Origin of the sequence: Olsenella sp. An285, from assembly GCF_002159625.1 — a bacterium.
In the GTDB taxonomy this organism is placed as follows: Bacteria; Actinomycetota; Coriobacteriia; order Coriobacteriales; family Atopobiaceae; genus Thermophilibacter; species Thermophilibacter avicola.
Map to the genome: position 1 here is coordinate 143,495 of NZ_NFIZ01000005.1, position 17,900 is coordinate 161,394.

Genomic DNA, 17,900 nt, shown 5'->3' on the forward strand with positions numbered 1-17,900 from the left:
TGGAACAACACCACCCTCTAGCTGCGTAAATAGTGCCTACCGCTCACCAGAGAAAAACGACCGCTCACAGCAATCTTCATAAAGTGGACAAAAATATGACGAAGACATGTATGATGGCTACACTGCGTTCCGCTGTCGAGGTCACGTGAGACGAGGTGTTTCCTTTGGGTTCGAACGAGAGCGTCGCCAAGCACACCTTTGAGATTCGCGATACGTTCCTGCTCGACGGAGAGCCGTTCCGCATCCTCTCCGGATCCATCCACTACTTCCGGGTGCATCCCTCGGACTGGCACCACTCCCTCTACAACCTCAAGGCGATGGGCTTCAACACCGTTGAGACCTACGTCCCCTGGAACCTCCACGAGCCCCGTCCCGGCGAGTTCGACTTCTCGGGCGGGCTTGCGCTCGCGCGCTTCCTGGACGAGGCGGCCGAGCTCGGCCTCTGGGCCATTGTCCGCCCGTCCCCGTTCATCTGCGCGGAGTGGGAGTGGGGCGGATTTCCCGCCTGGCTCCTCGCGGACCGCTCCATGCGCCCGCGTTCGCGCGACCCCAAGTTCCTTGCCCGCGTTGCCTCCTACTACGACGCCCTCATGCCCATCCTCGAGGAGCGTCAGATCACACGCGGTGGAAACATCCTCATGATGCAGGTGGAGAACGAGTACGGCTCCTACTGCGAGGACAAGGAGTACCTGCGCGGCATCCGCGACCTCATGCTCGACCGCGGGGTGGATGTCCCCCTGTGCACCTCGGACGGTCCGTGGCGCGGATGCCTGCGCGCAGGCACGCTCATCGATGACGACGTCTTCGTCACCGGCAACTTCGGCTCCCGCGCGGGCGAGAACTTCGCCCAGCTCAAGGCATTCCACGAGGAGCACGGCAAGAACTGGCCGCTCATGTGCATGGAGTTCTGGGACGGCTGGTTCAACCGCTGGGGCGAGAACGTCATCAAGCGCGACGCCCAGGACCTGGCGGACTCCGTGCGCGAGCTCCTGGAGCTCGACGGGTCCATCAACCTGTACATGTTCCACGGCGGCACCAACTTCGGCTTCATGAACGGCTGCTCCGCCCGCCACACGCACGACCTGCACCAGGTCACCTCCTATGACTACGACGCCCCCCTCGACGAGGAGGGCAACCCCACGGAGAAGTGGTACAAGCTGCGCGACGTGGTGCGCGACCTCTTCCCGGACAACTGGACCGCCGATCCGCTGGTCAAGTCCGCGGTCGACGTCCCGGCCCAGAAGGTCGAGCTCACGGGCCGCACCGGCCTCTTCCAGAACCTCGATGCGCTGGACCCCGAGCCCGTTCGCTCGCTCTACCCCCAGACCATGGAGGACATGGGTCAGAGCTACGGCTACGTGCTCTACCGCGCGCAGGTCGAGCGCGACACGCTCGAGCCCGAGCGCATCCGCGTGGTGGACGGGCGCGACCGCGCGCAGGTCTACGTCAACGGCGAGCTCGTGGCCACCCAGTACCAGGAGCACATCGGCGAGGACATCCGCTACGCCCTGCCCGAGGAGCAGAACCGGCTCGACGTCCTCGTGGAGAACATGGGCCGCGTGAACTACGGCCACAAGTTCCTGGCGGACACCCAGCGCAAGGGCATCCGCACGGGCGTGTGCATCGACCTGCACTTCATCCTCAACTGGGAGGCGTGGCGCCTCTCGCTCGAGGACGTCTCGAAGATCGACTACTCCGCCGGCTGGGCCGAGGGGACGCCGTCCTTCTCGCGCTTCGAGTTCACGCTGGACGAGGCGGCGGACACCTACATAGACACTACGGGCTTTGGCAAGGGTGTCGCTTTTGTCAACGGGGTCAACGTGGGCAGGTACTGGGAGATCGGTCCCATCGCCACCCTCTACGTCCCCCACGGCATCACGCGAGCCGGCGTCAACGAGCTCGTTATGTTCGACACGGAGGGGACGGTGAGCGACACCATCTCCCTGCGCTCTGCGCCCCTCGTCAACCACCTCGAGAAAGAAGGAGTTGAGTAGCATGATCGTTGGAGCACGTGTTGACTTTCGTCTGATTCACGGCCAGGTCGGCAACCTCTGGGCTAACGCCCGTCAGGTCAGCCGCTTCATGGTCGTGGACGACCAGGTGGCCGAGGACGCCACCCAGAAGCAGGTTCTGCGCATGGCCACCCCGGCCACCTGCAAGCTGTCCGTCCTGCCCGTCGAGAAGGCCGCGGCCAACATCCTCGCCGGCAAGTACGACGCCCAGCGCCTCTTCATCGTTGTCAAGAAGCCCGAGGTCTACGTCAAGCTCGCCAAGGCCGGCGTCAAGTTCGACGAGATCATCCTCGGCAACATCACCTCGATGAACATCGTCAAGACCTACAACCGCAACATCAACTGCGGCCAGGACGACGTCGACGCCCTGAACGAGCTCGCCTCCATGGGCGTTCCCATGGTCATCCAGCTCACCCCGCAGAACAGCCCGGAGCCCTTCAGGCCCTAGGCTTTCGCACGGCGCTACGCGGTGAGGGGAGATGCACCGCAACCATATAGCGTGATTCGCACGTAACGTTCGAGTTGTTAGAAGGAGGAAAAGAACCATGATTCAGTGGTGGCAGATTCTTCTGCTCACGCTCTATGCGGGCTTCCAGATCATGGACGAGCTGCACTGGTACTCCAGCGCCGGCTCCGCCGTGTTCTCCGGCTTCATCACGGGCCTCATCATGGGCGACATGGCAACTGGTCTTTTCATCGGTGGTAGCATGCAGCTCACCATCCTCGGCGTTGGCACCTTCGGCGGCGCTTCCCGCATCGACGCCAACTCCGGCACCCTCATCGCCACGGCCTTTGCCGTGAGCTCCGGCATGGACCCGGAGCAGGCGCTCGCCGCCCTCGGCGTGCCCGTGGCCGCCATCCTCGTCTACACCGACATCCTCGGTCGTATGGCCAACACCTTCTGGGGTCACGCCTGCGACGCCGACGTCGAGAAGATGAACTGGAGCGCCTACAACGTTCACTACTGGATGGGCGCTGTCTCTTGGTGCCTCTCCCGTATGATCCCGGTCTTCCTCGCCCTCGCCTTCGGCCAGGGTCTGGTTGACGCCATCACCACCGCCCTCAACGGCGACCTCGCCTGGCTCGGCACCGGCCTCACCGTCGCCGGTGGCATGCTGCCGGCCGTCGGCTTCGCCATCCTGCTTCGTTACCTGCCCGTCAAGAAGCACATCGCCTACCTGATTCTCGGCTTCGTGATCGCCGCCCTCCTCGGCACCGCCTTCACGAGCATCCAGACCATCGGCGGCGACGTGGCCACTGTTGCCAGCACCGTTGACGCCACGATCAACGGCGGCTCCTTCAAGGGTCTGTCGATGCTGACCGTCGCTCTCATCGGCTTCGCTCTTGCCTACATCTACTACCAGCAGCACCAGAACGCGCCCGTCGCGGCTGTCTCTGCTGGCGCGGAGGGAGATGACGACGATGAGCTCTAAGACCACCGGCTACAAGCTCACTAAGGCTGACCTTCGTCAGATTAACATTCGCAACCTCGTCGGCTTCCAGGCTGGCTGGAACTACGAGCGTATGCAGCACTCCGGATACCTGTGGATCATCCTTCCGCAGCTCCGCAAGATCTATGGGGACAACACCGAGGCCCTGAAGACCGCCTGCCGCACCCAGTGCTCGCCGTTCTTCAACACCTCCAACTTCCTCAACACGATCATCACGGGCATCGACCTCGCCATCGAGGAGACCGAGGGCGTCGAGGGTCTCGAGACCGTCGCCTCCCTGAAGACCGGCCTCATGGGCCCGCTCGCCTCCATCGGCGACTCCATCTTTGGCTCGCTGCTCCCGACGATCTTCGGCGCCCTGGCCGCCAACATGGCCATGGCCGGCAACCCGCTGGGCATCTTCATCTGGATTGCCTCCTGCGTCGTGGTCGACTGGTTCCGCTGCAAGCAGACCTACATCGCCTACGATCAGGGCATGAAGCTCGTCACCACCATGTCCGACAAGCTCAACGCCATCACTGACGCGGCTACCGTCATGGGCGTCTTCATGGTCGGCGCGCTGATCTCCACCAACGTTGGCATCGTCCTCACGATCAACCCCAACATCGGTGGCGTTCCTCTGAACGTTCAGGACATCCTGAACAACATCTGCCCCAAGATCGTCCCCGCCGCGCTCGTCGGCTTCGTGTACTGGCTCCTCGGCCGCAAGGGCATGACCTCCACCAAGGCGATCTTCGTCGTCCTGGTGCTCGGCGTCGTGCTCGGCGCCCTCGAGCTCGTCGCGAAGGGCTAAGGCTCCTTTCGGCCTCGCGGCGCCCGGGCTCCCGGGCGCCGCGGGTCTTGGTCGCACCGTTCAGGCGGGCGCGCATCTCACGGCTCGGGACCTCGCGGTTCCCGCCCTATCTCCCGAGATGCGCGCCCGTCGTCTCTAGAAAGGCTCACTCGTCGTGGAACCAGGCGTCATCGCGTTTCTCGTTCTCGTTGTCGCGTACTTCCTTGGTACAGAGGGCTTCCGCCACTACTACGAGGCAAAGTACCAGGGCTTCTTCGAGACGGGACACTACAAGGAGGCCATCGGGGCCCTCGACAGGATTCCCGCGCGCGTGACCATGACCACGTACCGCCAGTACTACCTGCGCTTCCTCTGCTACCAGGCAATGAACGACGAGGAGATGGCCACGCGCATGATCGAGCTTCTCGTTCGCATGAGAAACTCCGCCAAGCGCCAGGCGCAGACCCTTGCCGTCGCCTTCAACTACTTCACCCAGAAGGGCGAGAAGGACCGCTGCAAGGAGCTCCTCGCCCAGCTCAAGACCAACAAGGCGGCCGACCGCGCCGTCATCCAGGACTGCCAGCTCACCTACGACATCGTCTTCTCCAAGGCTCACGGCTACATCGACCAGATGGAGCAGATGCTCAAGAAGGAGAAGAACCCCGCGCTCCAGGGCAAGCTCTGCTTCCTACTGTGGAAGCAGTACGCCAACAAGGGCGACAAGACCCACGCGAAGCAGTACAAGCGTCGCTTCGAGGAGCTTACCAAGACGAACACGACCCAGCAGGCCGCCTAGACCCGCCACGCGGGGGCGCGCCTTCTGCGTTTCATAGGCTTTTAGCTCAGGGGCAGGGACCCATGACAAAAGGAGGATCACAATGATCGGCTTCATTCTCACCGGGCACGGCCACTTCTCCACCGGCCTCAAGAGCGCGCTCGACATGATCGCCGGGCCCCAGGAGGCCTTCGAGATCGTCACCTTCACCGAGGACGCCGCCGGCGCCTACGGCGAGAACCTCCGCGCCGCGGTCAAGGACATGCGCGAGAAGACCGACGGCGTGCTCATCTTCTGCGACCTCATGGGCGGCACGCCGTTCAACCAGTCTATGATGATTACCGCCGAGCAGGACAACGTCTCCGTCGTGGCCGGCACCAACCTGCCCATGCTGATCGACATCGTGATGGCCCGCACCGAGGACTCCACGGTCGAGGACCTCGTCGCCGAGGCCGTCGAGGTGGGCAAGGAGGGCGTCTGCCACATGAGCCTCGATGCCTCCGCCGGCATGGACGACGACGAGGACGAGTAGACCGTCCTTCTCGCCAGGAGAGCGGCACGAGTAGGCAGGTAACGCACATGGCACTGAGGCCCAAGAAGCAGCCCCTTTACGACCAGCTGGTAGACATCCTCACCGAGAAGATCGAGCGGGAGTACCGGCCGGGCGACCTCATGCCCTCCGAGCGCGAGCTCTCCGAGCGCTACGGCCTCTCGCGCACGACCGTCCGCCTTGCGCTGCAGGAGCTCGAGAAGCTCGGCATGGTCGTGAGGCAGCACGGGCGCGGCACCTTCGTGGCGGACCGCTCCGCCCAGGTGGCCAACCTCTCGCAGTCGTACAGCTTCACCGAGCACATGCGCTCGCTCGGCCGCGTGCCGGAGACCACCATCCTCGAGTTCTCCGAGATAGACGCCGACAAGAACCTCGCCGAGCACATGGGCACGCGCCTGGGGGACAAGCTCTTCAAGCTCAAGCGCCTGCGCTCGGCCGACGGCGTGCCCATGATGGTGGAGGTGAGCTACCTGCCCGTGCGCAAGTTTCTCACGCTCAAGCGCCGCCTGCTGGACAGCATGCCGCTCTACGACGTGGTGGAGAAGGTCTACCACGAGAAGATCCGCGTGGCGGAGGAGGAGTTCTTCGCGAGCGTGGCGCGCCCCTCTGATGCCCATCTGCTCGATATCGCCGAGAACGCCCCGGTGCTCGATCTCGTGCGCACCACCTACAACATGAGCAACGAGATCATCGAGTACACCCTCTCCGTCGCCCGCGCGGACCAGTTCAAGTACAAGGTGCTGCACCAGAGGGCGTAGCACTCGTCACCATCCCCGCCGGTCAGTCCGGCCTAGAGAAAGGAACGCCCACATGTTCGAGAAGAGCCAGGAGGAGCTCAAGGCCCTCGGTGCCGACATCACCACCGCCGAGATCGCCCAGCAGCCCGACCTCTGGGAGGACACCCTCAAGATCTACGAGGACAACCTCGACGCCATCGAGGAGTTCCTCGCCTCCGCGCGCGCCATGGGGGAGGGGCGCCTCTCCGTCGTGTTCACCGGCGCCGGCACGTCCGACTACGTGGGCGACACCGCCGCGCCGTACCTGCGTCACGCCGGCGACCTCTCCCTCTATGACTTCAAGCCCGTTGCCACGACGGACATCGTCTCCGCTCCGCGCGACTTCCTCAACCCGGACGAGCCCACGGTGCTCGTCTCCTTCGCGCGCTCCGGCAACAGCCCGGAGTCCCTCGCCGCGGTGCGGGTTGCCAAGCAGTTCGTGAAGAACGTCAAGTTCCTCAACATCACCTGCGCCCCCGAGGGCAAGCTCGCCGTCGAGTCCGCGGACGACGCAGACGCTCTCACGCTGCTCATCCCGCGCGCCAACGACAAGGGCTTTGCCATGACCGGCAGCTACAGCTGCATGACGCTGCTCTCCACCCTCATCTTTGACGCCTCTCCCATCGAGCAGAAGCGCGCCTGGGTCGCCCAGATCGCCAAGATGGGCCGCGAGGTCGTCTCCCGCGAGGCCGAGATCGCCGCGTTCCTCGCCGGTGACTTCAACCGCGTGACCTACCTCGGCTCCGGCTCCTTCGTGGGTCTCGCCCAGGAGAGCCAGCTCAAGATCCTCGAGCTTGCCCACGGTCTCGTGGCCACCTCCTGGGACAGCTCCATGGGCTACCGCCACGGGCCCAAGTCCTTCGTCGACGACAAGACCCTCGTCTTCGTCTTCGTGAACAACGACGCCTACACCCGCCAGTACGACCTCGACATCCTCAACGAGATCGACGGCGACAAGATCGCCCAGAAGACCATCGCCGTCCAGCAGGACGTGGCGCCCGCCTTCGAGGGCGAGTCCTTCACCTTCGCCGGCTACGACGCGCTGCCCGAGGGCTACCTCGCGCTGCCGTTCGTCATGGTCGCGCAGGCCGTGTCGCTGCTCAACTCCGTGCGCGTGGGCAACACGCCCGACACCCCCAGCCCCACCGGCACCGTCAACCGCGTGGTCAAGGGCGTCACCATTCACCCCTTTGAGGGTTAACTGATCCCAGCGGCCTTCCCAGGCACCCGATCTTCTCGCTCAGGCGTTCGGTCATGACCCTAGGGTCTATGACCTCCGCCTTCGCGAGAATCTCGGGCACCTGGGAAGGCCGTCTTCGTAGTTGAGGTCTGCATTTGAACCACATTCCAAGGAGATTCGCCATGAGCACCTTTGCCATCAAGGCCGACCGCTTCGTACTCCCCGGTGCCACCATGCAGGGCGGCTACCTCACCATCGATGACGGCAAGTTCGGTATGTGGTCCGCCGAGGCGCCGGACTGCGAGATCCGCGACCTCTCCGGCTGCATCGTCGGCCCGGGCCTCGTGGACACGCACATCCACGGCTTCTACAACCACGCCACCACCGACCGCGAGGCTGCGGGCATCAACGCCGCGAGCGCGGAGCTCGCCCGCCGCGGCACCACCTGCTGGCTGCCCACCACGTTCACCGAGTCCGTGGAGCAGGTCGCGGGCTCCTGCGCCGCCATCGCCGAGGCCGACGAGTCCCGCGGCGAGGACTTCGTGGGCGCGCGCATCGGCGGCATCTACCTCGAGGGCCCGTTCTTCACCGAGGCCCACGTGGGGGCCCAGAACCCCGTCTACCTCATCGACCCCTCCGTCGAGACCTTCGACGCCTGGCAGGAGAGGGCCGGCGGCCGTATCGTCAAGAGCGCTCTTGCCGCCGAGAAGGACGGTGCGTGCGAGTACTGCGCCGCCCTCGACGAGCGCGACGTCGTGACCGTCATCGGCCACTCCGACGCGCACTACGACGAGGCCCTCGCCGCCGTCAACGCCGGTGCTAGCTGCTTCGTCCACACCTACAACGGCCAGCGCGGTCTGCACCACCGCGATCCGGGCGTCGTGGGCGCGGCCATGACCACCAACGGCACCTACGCGGAGATCATCTGCGACGGCCGTCACGTCGTCCCCGGCGCGGTCAAGGCGCTCGTGGACGCCAAGGGCTGGGACCACACGGTCCTCATCACGGACTGCCTGGGCTGCGGCGGCATGCCCGAGGGCGAGTACATGTCCGGCGGCCTGCCCGTGGTCATGAAGGGCGGCCTGTGCTACCTCCTCAACGAGGACGGCACAACCGGCTCCATCGCGGGCTCCGTGCTCACCCTCGCCGAGGGCGTCAAGAACATGGTGGACTGGCAGATCGTGACCGCAGAGCAGGCCATCCGCATGGCCACCGAGGTCGCCGCCCGCTCCGCCCACATCGAGGAGCGCTTTGGCTTCATCAAGCCCGGCCGCGATGCGGACATGACGGTCTTCAACGCGGACATGACGCTCGCCACCACCTTCGTGGGCGGCGTCGAGGTCAAGTAGGGGGTCTCGATGGGCAACACGGCGGCCCGCTTCAAGGCCGAGGTCCTGCGCAGGCTGGACACGGTGCTTGACGGCCAGGAGGACGCCCTCCACGAGGCGGCGACCATCTTTGCCAACACCATCGAGCGCGGCGGCATCATCCGCGCCTTCGGCTCCGGTCACAGCCACGCCAACGCGCTCGAGATCTGCGGCCGCGCCGGCGGCTACATCCAGACCAAGGTGGTCCGCGAGCCCGCCTGGGGCATCTACGAGATGATCGATGGCGTGGGCGACCAGTTCTGGCTCAAGCTGGACCTTCGCCCCGAGGACTGCCTCGTCGTGATCTCCAACTCCGGGCGCAACCCGCTGCCCATCGAGCTCGCCTCGCATGCGCGGGAGGCCGGCGTGCCCGTCATCGCCGTGACGGCGCTCGACGTCTCGCGCGCGGGCACCTCGCGCTCCAAGTCCGGCAAGCTCCTCTACCAGTGCGCGGACGTGGTGCTCGACAACAAGTCCTCCTTCGGCGACGCCTGCCTTGAGGTCGAGGGCATCCCCACGCGCGTGGGTGGCACCTCGCTCTACACGGGCTGCCTCCTCCTGGACTGCGCCGTCATGGAGTCGCTCGACATCCTGCTGGAGCGGGGCGTGCAGCCGCCGCTCTTCATGAGCGCCAACGTGGACGGCGGACCCGAGTTCAACCAGCGTCTCCTCGACCGGTTCAAGGAGCGCCTGGCGGAGTACTAGAGGATCCGGTTATGGACGGGCCCCGGTCGTTACCCTCTGCGGAGGGGAGCGACCGGGGCCAAATCTCAAAATGAGGCCGTTTGGCCCCCGTTGTTACCCCTAGTGGAGTGTAACAACCGGGGGTCAAACTCTGTTATGGGGTCCTTTGGGGGTGGTTGTTACCCCCTGCGGAGGGGAATGATTGGCCTCCGCCTCGATCGCACGGCATTCGGGTTCCGTCCTTACCCTCTCTGGAGGGGGATAACCTGTCGCCGGCACGGCTACGCAACGCGCTGGCCCCGGTCGTTACACCCTCTAGAGGGGAACAACCGGGGCCAAATCTCAAAACAGGGCCACTTGGGGCTCGTTGTTACCCTCTGAGGAGTGTAACAACGCCTGGGCGCCGCAACACAGGCGCCGAGAAGAACGTCTAGTCGTGGTACTCGCCGCGGTCCCACTTCTCGATGAACTCGTCGAAGAAGTGCGGGTCGGCCTGGGCGGCGGCGTCGCAGCCGGCCTCGACGGCGTCGATCTTAGCCACGAGGGCGTCGCGCTCGGGCGTGGGCTGGTAGCTCGCGGCGAGGAACGCGTCCACGATGTCGGCGATGAGGAACTCGCCGGTGATCTTGCCGCCAAAGCCTATGACGTTGGCGTTCAGGCACTCGCGGGCGTGAACGGCGGTGGACATGTCGCGGACGAGCGCGCAGCGGGCGCCCGGGACCTTGTTCACGGCGTTGGTGATGCCCACGCCCGTGCCGCACATGACGACGCCGGCGTCGGCCTCGCCGGAGGCGACCTTCTCGCCCACGGCCTTGCCGTACATGGGGTAGTGAGTGCGGGCGTGGTCGTAGGTGCCGCAGTCGATGACGGTGTGGCCGCACGCCTTGAGGTGGTCGGAGATGGCCATCTTCTCGTTGGTGACAATGTGATCGCAGCCGATGGCGATGATCATGGTTGGTCCTCCTTGAGTCCTATGGGTTCCGGCGCTGGCGCTAGGCCATCTTGTTGAGCATGTCCACGCGGATCTGGTGGCGTCCGCCGGCGTAGGGCTCGGAGAGGAACTCGCGCACGATGCCGCGGGCGATGGCGTCGCCCACGACGGCGGAGCCCATCGTGATGAGGCGCGCGTTGTTGTGCTGGCGCGTCATGAAGGCAGAGCGCTCGTCGGAGCACTCGCAGGCGACCATGCCCTTGACCTTGCAGGCGGCCATGTAGGAGCCGTCGCCGTAGAGGTCGAAGGCAAAGCCCAGGCTGTCGGGGTTCTCAAGAAGGTCGTGCGCAACGGCAAGCGTGGAGTCCACGAAGTCCGCGGCGGGCTCCTCGCTCTTGTCGACGACCTCGTGGCCGAGCTCGATCAGGTAGGCCTTGACGGTCTCCTTGAGGGGCATGCCCTCCGCGTCCGATCCGATGACGATTCTCATGCTTGCGGTCCCTTCTCGCGAAAAAGTGCGATACGAACAAACGCTGACGTCAAATTTAGAACAACTTCGAACATTTTGGAACGAGAATAGAAGAAATGTCGGAACCGGCCGGGCCGCGGCGGCGAGCGCTACAGCAGCACGCGGCAGTTCGCCCGCAGGGACTCGAGCTGCTCGGGACTCACGGCCGGGTCGGTGACGACGGTGTCCTCGGGGCGCAGGTCGTAGAAGGAGTAGAAGCCGCGCATGTCCATCTTGCTCCAGTCGGCGAGGACGAAGTGCTCGTCCGCCCGCTCGAAGGCGATCTGGTAGAGGCGCCCGGCGTCAAAGTACGACGTGTAGAGCGACCCGTCCTGGATGCCGTTCACGCCGATGAACGCCTTGTCAAAGCCGAGCGACTCGAGCGCGCTCTCCGCGAGCGGGCCCATGAAGGTGCCCGAGTGGTAGCGGTACGTGCCGCCGATGAGGGTGACCTCGCGGATGTCTCCGTCCGCGAAGAGATTGAAGATGGGCAGGCTGTTGGTGACGATGCGCAGGGGAACGGCGGGCAGGTTCTGAGCCGCGAGCTCGACCGTGGTGCTCGAGCCCAGGAAGATGGTGTCACCCTCGCTGACCTGCGTCGCCGCGATCTCCGCGATGTGCGTCTTCTCCTCTATGTGGAGGAGCTGGCGCTCGAGGTGGGAGGGCTCGCAGATGAGCGAGCGCCCGAAGGCGTTCTCCGCGGTCTTGGCACCGCCGCGAAAGCGCACGATGCGGCCTTCGTCCGAGAGCTCCATGAGGTCGCGCCGCACGGTCATGTCCGAGACGCCGAGGATGTCGGCGATCTCTCGCACGGTCACCGTGCCGCGGGCGCGGCACATCTCGACGATGGTGTTGTGTCTCTCTTCTTTGAGCATCTCTCCGCTCCCGTGGGAAGGGGTGCCACGACGGCAGCCCCTGTCTCTCTACAACAGGATATAGGCACGCGCGTTCTTCTCGGCCCTCTTCTTCGAACGGTTCCGCAAATGGGGGACGCTTTCAAGAAGAACGTCTGCGTTCGTTTACCGAACTCGTACAAAACGAACGCTTATCGAGAAATACCTACCGTTTAGGGAGCTTGAACCACCGAATCCCCAAATCCTGCCCGTGCCGAACTGTTCGTTTGCTAGAGTTCAATCGCACAGAATCAAACAGAATGTCGTGCGGTTTGGTCCGTAATTGTGAGAGGGATGTTTGCTAAAGACCGTGATCCCTCTCATTTTTTGTCGGAGTACGCAGGGTAACAGCTCGTGAATCAGCAAAGAGGGAGAGCAAGATGAGGGTTGGCGTTATCGTTGCGAGCCACGGCGAGTTTGCGCGCGCGGCGCTGGGAAGCGTTGAGATGGTTGCCGGTCCGCAGGAGGACGTGCGAGCCCTCGCTCTCACGGCAGACAAGTCCGCCGAGACGTTCGAGGCCGAGTTCGCCCAGGCCTACGCCGAGCTCAAGGCAGACTGCGACCTCATCGTCACGATCTGCGACATCCACGGCGGCACCCCCTTCAACGTCATCTCCCGCAGCATGCTCAAGGGCATGGAAATGGTGGCCTTCACCGGCCTCAGCCTCCCCGTGCTCATCGAGCTCCTCCTCTCGCGCGACCAGGCCTCCAGCGAGGACGAGATCCGTCAGCTCATCGAGGCCGCGCACGCCCAGACCCTCGCGGAGATCAAGGTCGAGATGACCTCCGACAGCGGGGACGAGGACGACCTCGACCTCTAGGCCATATGCCCGCGGGCGGTGGGAGGGACCGCCCGCGGGCCGCACGTTCGCACGCAGGAAAGCAGAGAAAGGGAGAAGAACATGGCACTCAAGCTCGTTGACATCGACGACCGCCTCATCCACGGCCAGCTGGCGTCCACCTGGATTCCGGACAACGGCATCGAGTCCGTGATCATCGTCGACGACAAGGTCGCCAACGACCCGGTGCAGAAGTCCGTCGCCGGTCTTGCCGTCCCCAAGGTCAAGGTCTCGGTCTTCGGCGTCGACAAGTTCATTGACGTCCTCAAGAAGACCACCCTCAAGAAGGTGACGATGGTTCTGTTCACCAACCCCGTCGACGCCCTCAAGATGCACGAGAACGGCCTGCCGTTCGACTATCTCAACGTCTCCGGCATGCGCTACAACGACCAGCGCACGCGCCTGCACAAGAACATGTCCGTGACCCCCGAGGAGCGCGAGGCCTTCGAGAAGCTCCTCGCCATGGGCGTCGAGTGCTGGATGCAGCCCACCACGCGCGACCCCAAGGTCTCCGTCGCCGAACTTCTCGCCGGCGCGCACGCGGAGGCCTAGCAAAGGCAACGTCGGCGCCAGAGGGGGGCGCCGTCAGCACAAGCGACGACAGTCGTAAGAAGGAGGAGAAATGATCCAAGCACTGCTGCTTGCCATCTGGGCGGGTCTTTGTACCTGGGACCAGTTTGGCCCGCACCTCGGATTCAGAAAGCCGCTTCTCGCCTCGGTGGGCGTCGGCATCATCCTTGGTGACATGACCACCGCCATCATGATCGGCGCCACCATGGAGCTCATGTGGCTCGGCGTCAACAACATCGGCGCCTACGTGCCGCCCGATGTCATCTCCGGCACCATCGTGGGCGCTGCCCTGGGCATCATGTCCGGCGGCGACTCCGCGAGCGCCATCGCCCTGGCCGTTGCCATCGGCATCCCCACGGCCACGCTCGTCCAGCAGCTCAACATCCTCGTGATGACCACCAACATCACGTTCCTGCACGGCGCCGACAAGGCGGCCGAGTCCGGCGAGTTCAAGTCCATCAACAAGTACTTCTGGGCGGGCGCCGCCAGCTTCTTCCTGACCCGCGCCGTCCCGGTCTTCATCGCCACGGGCATCGGCTCCGTCGTGGTCGAGGACATCATGGCCTTCCTGCAGAACCAGGTGCCCTGGGTCCTCTCCGCCTTCTCCACCGCCGGTGGCATGATGCCGGCCGTGGGCCTTGCGATGCTGCTCACCATGATGATGAAGAAGAACATGTGGATCTTCCTCATCTGCGGCTTCGTTCTCGCTGCCTTCCTCAAGGTCCCGACGATCGGCATCGCCCTCGTGGCCGCCGCTGCCGCCGGCTTCTACGACTTCGTCGTGGAGGGCAACAAGAAGTCCGCGCAGGCCGCAGCCACTGCCGCCCCTGCCAGCGACGAGGACGAGGAGTATGATCTCTAATGGGTAAGATTTCCAAGAAGACGCTCAACAGGGTCCTTCTGAGGACCCAGGGCTGCCAGTTCGCCCACAACTACGAGCGCATGCAGTCCCTGTCTCTCACCTACTGCATCTCGCCCGTCCTCGAGGAGCTCTACAAGGACGCCCCCAAGGAGCTGCGCATCAAGGCCATGCAGCGCTACCTCGAGTACTTCAACACGCACCCCATCGCCATCCCGTTCATCCTCGGCATCGCCACCGCCGTCGAGGAGAACACGGACGAGGAGCACAAGGACACCGTCACCGCGATCAAGACCTCGCTCATGGGCCCCTTCGCCGGCATCGGCGACTCGCTGCTCAACCTCACGTGGTTCCCGATCGCTGGCTCCATCGGCGCGTCCCTGTGCGTCTCCAACGGCAGCATCCTCGGCCCGATCGTGATGTTCCTGCTCATCAACCTCCTGTACTGGCCACTCAAGTACTTCGGCCTGCACAAGGGCTATGAGTCCGGCATGGCGCTCGTCGACAAGTTCGGCGTTGAGGTCTTCGACCGCCTCGGCGACGCCGCCAACGTCCTCGGCGTCATGGTCACCGGCGGCCTCATCGCCACGACGGTCAAGCTCAAGACCGCCATCGAGTTCTCCTTCGGCGAGGGCGACCCGCTCGTGCTCCAGACCCAGCTCGACTCCGTCCTGCCGTGCCTGCTGCCGATCATCGTGACCTTCATCTGCTACCGACTCCTGAAGAAGGGGCAGGGCAAGAACTCCGCCCAGATCATCCTCGGCATCATCGCCGTGTGCCTGGTGCTCTTCGCCCTCAACTACTACGTCCCCGGCTTCCCCAAGATCTTCGCGTAAGGAGCCGCCCTTTCTCGACGCCCCGCTCACCCCTCTGGGCGGGGCGTCTCTCCATAGAGCAAGGAGGAGCAATGAGGACCGTTCTCGTTCTGATGGACACCCTGCGCAGGGACGCCCTCTCGTGCTACTGCCCCGAGAGGAGCGCGCGCACGCCCAACCTCGAGGCCTTCGCGCAGGACTCCGTCGTCTTTGACAACCACTGGATCGGCTCGGCGCCGTGCATGCCCGCCCGTCGCGACATCATGTGCGGCCGCTACAACTTCCTCGAGCGCCCCTGGGGCCCCGTCGAGCCCTTCGACGTGACGCTCGTGGACACGCTGCGCGCCGGTGGCGTCTACACCTGCATCAAGACCGACCACTGCCACTACGAGCGCACGGGCGGCGAGGGCTATCTCCAGCTCTTCAACACCTTCGAGTACTTCCGCGGCCAGGAGGGCGACCCCTGGATCAGCCGCATCGACGAGCCGGACAACATGCCCGAGACCTTCTACGGCCGCGTGCGCGAGCAGTACCAGAAGAACCGCGCCACGTGGCCCAACGAGGAGGACATGCCCTCGCCCCGCACGTTCCGCGCCGCGTGCGACTTCGTGGACCAGAATGCCGGGGACGACGACTTCTTCCTCATGGTCGAGGCCTTCGACCCGCACGAGCCCTTCGACGTGCCGGACAGGTACATGGACGAGTACGGCGGCAACGAGGGCCTGGACCGCGACTACTTCGAGATCCCGCCCTACAAGCGCGTCTCCGACACGGACATTCCCCAGAGCGCCGTCGACTACGTGCAGCGCCGCTACAAGGCGCTCGTCACCATGACCGACCACTGGTTCGGCACGCTGATCGACAAGCTCAAGGAGAAGGACATGTACGAGGGCACGACCATCATCGTGACCACGGACCATGGCTACTTCCTCGGGAGCCGCGACTACCTGGGCAAGAACTACATGCACATGTACAACGAGATGGCCCACCTGCCGCTCATCGTGAAGTTCCCGGGCGGCGAGCGCGCGGGCGAGCGGGCGCGCCAGCTCACGCAGGCCATCGACATCATGCCCACCGTCCTCGAGGCGCACGGCTGCCCCGTGCCGGACACCGTCATGGGCACCTCGCTCATGCCGCTCGCCACGGACGCCGAGGCGCCCACCCGCGAGTACGGGCTCTACGGCGTGCACGCCATGACCGTCAACGTGACGGACGGGCGCTACACCTACTTCCGCGCCCCCGTGCCGGGCAACCAGCCCTGCTACGAGTACGCGGCGATCCCGCACACCATCCGCAAGAAGATGGGCACCGACTGCGTGGACGAGATCGAGATGGGCCGCTTCCTCTCCTGGACGGACTACCCCGTCTACAAGTTCCCGTGCAGGAAGCCGGCCAACATCGACCAGCGCGAGGACTGCCTCGAGGAGGTCCACGACTCGATGCTCTTCGACCTCTCGACGGACTACGCGCAGGAGCACAACCTCGTGGGCGTGGACGGGAAGGCCGAGGAGCGCATGATCGAGCTCCTCAAGCGCGGCCTCGTCGAGCACGCCGCCCCCGCCGAGCAGTTCGAGCGGCTCGGGCTCTCCTGACGGCTTGACGGGACGGCGCGCTCGTCGTCCCCGTCGAGCTCCCTTCTCGGCCGGGGGTCCGCCCCCGGCCCGGTCCCGCCCCGCGAAACGTCGCCAGCCGGGCTCTCTCCCCGGGCCCGTGGCTGGCGATTTTTCGCGGAGGGACCGGAGCGCGCCGCCGCGCGCGGCGGGGAGGGTATGCTCGAAAGGACCTTCGCCTCGTTCGGGAGACTCTGCCATGAAGTACATCAGCTTCCTCATAAAGCCGGCGTCGAGCGCCTGTGACATGCGGTGCTCGTACTGCTTCTACCGCGACGTTGCGGACCACCGCGCGCACGCGGTGAGGGAGCGGATGAGCGCGGAGACCGTCCGCGCGCTCGTGGACAGGGCGCTGGCCCTGGGGGACGACGCCCAGGTGACCTTTGCCTTCCAGGGAGGCGAGCCCACGCTCGCGGGCCTGGACTTCTTCCGGGACTTCACAGGCTACGTGGACGAGCGCCGCACCAACCAGAACGTGAGCTACGCGCTCCAGACCAACGCCCACACGATCACCCCCGAGTGGGCCGAGTTCTTCCGTGAGCACGCGTTTCTCGTGGGGGTCTCCGTGGACGCCTACCGCGAGCTGCACGACGGCCTGCGCAAGGACATCGCCCTTGGCCCCACGCACGCCCGCGTGATGGAGTCCGTGCGCATGCTGCGCGAGGCTGGCGTGGACTTCAACGTCCTCACGGTGCTCTCCGCGCAGCTCGCCCGGCACCCCCAGAGGGTCTTCAAGTTCTACCAGCGCGAGAAGATCGACTACGTGCAGCTCATCCCGTGCCTCGCCGGCTTTGACGGCGAGGGCGCGGAGTACGCGCTCACGCCCCGGGCGTTCTTCTCGTTCTATCGCGCGTTCTTCGACCTGTGGCTGCGCGAGGTCCAGGCCGGCCACGTCATCTCGGTGGGGCTCTTTGACAACGTCATGCAGCTCTCCCTGGGGCAGTACCCCCAGGCCTGCGGGATGCTCGGCCGCTGCGCCCCGCAGTTCGTGGTGGAGAGCAACGGGGACGTCTACCCGTGCGACTTCTACGCGCTCGACGAGTACCGCTGCGGAAACGTTCGCGAGGACTCGCTCGAGGACATGGCGTCGTGCGAGGCCATGCGCACCTTCCTCGCGGAGCCGAGGAGGCCCTGCGCGGCGTGCGCGGACTGCCCCTTCGAGGGCATCTGCCACCGCAACTGCAAGCGGCTGAACGCGTCGTACTACGACGACGAGTACTGCGGCTACCGCGCGTTTCTCGAGCACGCCTACGAGCCGCTCGCGCGCGTCGCCCGCATGCTCGTGAGCAGGTAAAAAGGGGACGGGTC

The 17,900-nt window shown here is 65.0% G+C and carries 19 protein-coding genes; 16 read left to right on the plus strand and 3 right to left on the minus strand.

The features are described from left to right. Nucleotides 1-164 precede the first annotated feature (164 nt). From B5F79_RS05035 to B5F79_RS05080, 10 genes are all read left to right on the plus strand, one after another. On the plus strand, nucleotides 165-1,994 hold the full coding sequence (locus B5F79_RS05035; RefSeq protein WP_087218271.1) for a glycoside hydrolase family 35 protein: 1,830 nt from the start codon (nucleotides 165-167) through the stop codon (nucleotides 1,992-1,994). A gap of 1 nt (nucleotide 1,995) precedes the next feature. After that, nucleotides 1,996-2,460: a PTS sugar transporter subunit IIB gene (locus tag B5F79_RS05040; protein ID WP_087218274.1), complete on the plus strand. Its 465-nt coding sequence runs from the start codon at nucleotides 1,996-1,998 to the stop codon at nucleotides 2,458-2,460. 97 nt (nucleotides 2,461-2,557) lie between these two features. Continuing rightward, nucleotides 2,558-3,445 carry a PTS mannose/fructose/sorbose/N-acetylgalactosamine transporter subunit IIC gene (locus tag B5F79_RS05045; RefSeq protein WP_087218278.1) on the plus strand — a complete coding sequence of 296 codons (888 nt, stop codon included), beginning with the start codon at nucleotides 2,558-2,560 and terminating at the stop codon, nucleotides 3,443-3,445. Next, a complete protein-coding gene (locus tag B5F79_RS05050) occupies nucleotides 3,426-4,256 on the plus strand; it encodes a PTS system mannose/fructose/sorbose family transporter subunit IID (protein ID WP_087218281.1) in 831 nt (276 codons plus the stop codon). The genes B5F79_RS05045 and B5F79_RS05050 overlap by 20 nt, the downstream gene beginning before the upstream one ends. A 154-nt stretch (nucleotides 4,257-4,410) precedes the next feature. Then, nucleotides 4,411-5,031, plus strand: coding sequence for a hypothetical protein (locus tag B5F79_RS05055; protein ID WP_087218284.1), 621 nt, complete (start codon nucleotides 4,411-4,413; stop codon nucleotides 5,029-5,031). Nucleotides 5,032-5,113: 82 nt separating this feature from the next. Continuing rightward, a complete protein-coding gene (locus tag B5F79_RS05060; protein WP_087218287.1) occupies nucleotides 5,114-5,542 on the plus strand; it encodes a PTS sugar transporter subunit IIA in 429 nt (142 codons plus the stop codon). Between the two features lie 47 nt (nucleotides 5,543-5,589). Next, entirely contained in the window at nucleotides 5,590-6,318 is a 729-nt protein-coding gene (locus B5F79_RS05065) for a GntR family transcriptional regulator (RefSeq protein WP_087218290.1), read from the plus strand. A 52-nt stretch (nucleotides 6,319-6,370) separates the two neighbouring features. After that, the gene (gene agaS, locus B5F79_RS05070; RefSeq protein ID WP_087218293.1) at nucleotides 6,371-7,537 is read left to right on the plus strand and encodes an SIS domain-containing protein; all 1,167 of its coding nucleotides are present in this window, start codon (nucleotides 6,371-6,373) and stop codon (nucleotides 7,535-7,537) included. 161 nt (nucleotides 7,538-7,698) lie between these two features. Beyond that, nucleotides 7,699-8,865, plus strand: coding sequence for an N-acetylglucosamine-6-phosphate deacetylase (gene nagA / locus B5F79_RS05075; protein WP_087218296.1), 1,167 nt, complete (start codon nucleotides 7,699-7,701; stop codon nucleotides 8,863-8,865). A 9-nt stretch (nucleotides 8,866-8,874) separates the two neighbouring features. After that, nucleotides 8,875-9,588: an SIS domain-containing protein gene (locus B5F79_RS05080; protein ID WP_087218298.1), complete on the plus strand. Its 714-nt coding sequence runs from the start codon at nucleotides 8,875-8,877 to the stop codon at nucleotides 9,586-9,588. A 409-nt stretch (nucleotides 9,589-9,997) separates the two neighbouring features. Here the strand turns inward: B5F79_RS05080 and lacB are convergent, their stop codons facing one another. From lacB to B5F79_RS05095, 3 genes are all read right to left on the minus strand, one after another. Then, nucleotides 9,998-10,519, minus strand: a complete 522-nt coding sequence (gene lacB, locus B5F79_RS05085; protein WP_087218301.1) for a galactose-6-phosphate isomerase subunit LacB — start codon at nucleotides 10,517-10,519, stop codon at nucleotides 9,998-10,000. Nucleotides 10,520-10,559: 40 nt separating this feature from the next. Next, nucleotides 10,560-10,988: a galactose-6-phosphate isomerase subunit LacA gene (gene lacA, locus B5F79_RS05090; protein ID WP_087218304.1), complete on the minus strand. Its 429-nt coding sequence runs from the start codon at nucleotides 10,986-10,988 to the stop codon at nucleotides 10,560-10,562. A 128-nt stretch (nucleotides 10,989-11,116) separates the two neighbouring features. After that, nucleotides 11,117-11,881, minus strand: coding sequence for a DeoR/GlpR family DNA-binding transcription regulator (locus B5F79_RS05095; RefSeq protein ID WP_087218307.1), 765 nt, complete (start codon nucleotides 11,879-11,881; stop codon nucleotides 11,117-11,119). 398 nt (nucleotides 11,882-12,279) lie between these two features. Between B5F79_RS05095 and B5F79_RS05100 the strand changes: the two genes are divergently transcribed. The 6 genes from B5F79_RS05100 (at nucleotide 12,280) to B5F79_RS05125 (ending at nucleotide 17,886) form a co-directional block, all read left to right on the plus strand. Then, a complete protein-coding gene (locus tag B5F79_RS05100) occupies nucleotides 12,280-12,720 on the plus strand; it encodes a PTS sugar transporter subunit IIA (RefSeq protein ID WP_087218310.1) in 441 nt (146 codons plus the stop codon). An 81-nt stretch (nucleotides 12,721-12,801) separates the two neighbouring features. Continuing rightward, nucleotides 12,802-13,290 (plus strand): PTS system mannose/fructose/N-acetylgalactosamine-transporter subunit IIB, encoded by a 489-nt coding sequence (locus B5F79_RS05105; protein ID WP_087218313.1) that lies wholly within the window; start codon nucleotides 12,802-12,804, stop codon nucleotides 13,288-13,290. 70 nt (nucleotides 13,291-13,360) lie between these two features. Next, entirely contained in the window at nucleotides 13,361-14,170 is an 810-nt protein-coding gene (locus B5F79_RS05110; RefSeq protein ID WP_087218316.1) for a PTS mannose/fructose/sorbose/N-acetylgalactosamine transporter subunit IIC, read from the plus strand. Continuing rightward, the gene (locus tag B5F79_RS05115; protein ID WP_087218319.1) at nucleotides 14,170-15,003 is read left to right on the plus strand and encodes a PTS system mannose/fructose/sorbose family transporter subunit IID; all 834 of its coding nucleotides are present in this window, start codon (nucleotides 14,170-14,172) and stop codon (nucleotides 15,001-15,003) included. Before B5F79_RS05110 ends, B5F79_RS05115 begins: the two co-directional genes overlap by 1 nt. A 71-nt stretch (nucleotides 15,004-15,074) precedes the next feature. Beyond that, the gene (locus B5F79_RS05120) at nucleotides 15,075-16,574 is read left to right on the plus strand and encodes a sulfatase-like hydrolase/transferase (RefSeq protein WP_087218322.1); all 1,500 of its coding nucleotides are present in this window, start codon (nucleotides 15,075-15,077) and stop codon (nucleotides 16,572-16,574) included. Between the two features lie 217 nt (nucleotides 16,575-16,791). Further along, complete coding sequence (locus B5F79_RS05125; RefSeq protein ID WP_087218325.1) at nucleotides 16,792-17,886, plus strand: radical SAM/SPASM domain-containing protein; 1,095 nt, start codon at nucleotides 16,792-16,794, stop codon at nucleotides 17,884-17,886. Nucleotides 17,887-17,900: the final 14 nt, after the last annotated feature.

What these genes read in the sequence shown, in the direction of transcription:
- agaS (WP_087218293.1), top strand. Translation starts at nt 6,371, where the DNA reads ATGTTCGAGAAGAGCCAGGAGGAGCTCAAGGCCCTCGGTGCCGACATC.
- B5F79_RS05105 (WP_087218313.1), top strand. Translation starts at nt 12,802, where the DNA reads ATGGCACTCAAGCTCGTTGACATCGACGACCGCCTCATCCACGGCCAG.
- nagA (WP_087218296.1), top strand. Translation starts at nt 7,699, where the DNA reads ATGAGCACCTTTGCCATCAAGGCCGACCGCTTCGTACTCCCCGGTGCC.
- B5F79_RS05100 (WP_087218310.1), top strand. Translation starts at nt 12,280, where the DNA reads ATGAGGGTTGGCGTTATCGTTGCGAGCCACGGCGAGTTTGCGCGCGCG.
- lacA (WP_087218304.1), bottom strand. Translation starts at nt 10,988, where the DNA reads ATGAGAATCGTCATCGGATCGGACGCGGAGGGCATGCCCCTCAAGGAG.
- B5F79_RS05125 (WP_087218325.1), top strand. Translation starts at nt 16,792, where the DNA reads ATGAAGTACATCAGCTTCCTCATAAAGCCGGCGTCGAGCGCCTGTGAC.
- B5F79_RS05065 (WP_087218290.1), top strand. Translation starts at nt 5,590, where the DNA reads ATGGCACTGAGGCCCAAGAAGCAGCCCCTTTACGACCAGCTGGTAGAC.
- B5F79_RS05080 (WP_087218298.1), top strand. Translation starts at nt 8,875, where the DNA reads ATGGGCAACACGGCGGCCCGCTTCAAGGCCGAGGTCCTGCGCAGGCTG.
- B5F79_RS05060 (WP_087218287.1), top strand. Translation starts at nt 5,114, where the DNA reads ATGATCGGCTTCATTCTCACCGGGCACGGCCACTTCTCCACCGGCCTC.
- B5F79_RS05045 (WP_087218278.1), top strand. Translation starts at nt 2,558, where the DNA reads ATGATTCAGTGGTGGCAGATTCTTCTGCTCACGCTCTATGCGGGCTTC.
- B5F79_RS05115 (WP_087218319.1), top strand. Translation starts at nt 14,170, where the DNA reads ATGGGTAAGATTTCCAAGAAGACGCTCAACAGGGTCCTTCTGAGGACC.
- B5F79_RS05040 (WP_087218274.1), top strand. Translation starts at nt 1,996, where the DNA reads ATGATCGTTGGAGCACGTGTTGACTTTCGTCTGATTCACGGCCAGGTC.
- B5F79_RS05095 (WP_087218307.1), bottom strand. Translation starts at nt 11,881, where the DNA reads ATGCTCAAAGAAGAGAGACACAACACCATCGTCGAGATGTGCCGCGCC.
- lacB (WP_087218301.1), bottom strand. Translation starts at nt 10,519, where the DNA reads ATGATCATCGCCATCGGCTGCGATCACATTGTCACCAACGAGAAGATG.
- B5F79_RS05110 (WP_087218316.1), top strand. Translation starts at nt 13,361, where the DNA reads ATGATCCAAGCACTGCTGCTTGCCATCTGGGCGGGTCTTTGTACCTGG.
- B5F79_RS05120 (WP_087218322.1), top strand. Translation starts at nt 15,075, where the DNA reads ATGAGGACCGTTCTCGTTCTGATGGACACCCTGCGCAGGGACGCCCTC.
- B5F79_RS05050 (WP_087218281.1), top strand. Translation starts at nt 3,426, where the DNA reads ATGACGACGATGAGCTCTAAGACCACCGGCTACAAGCTCACTAAGGCT.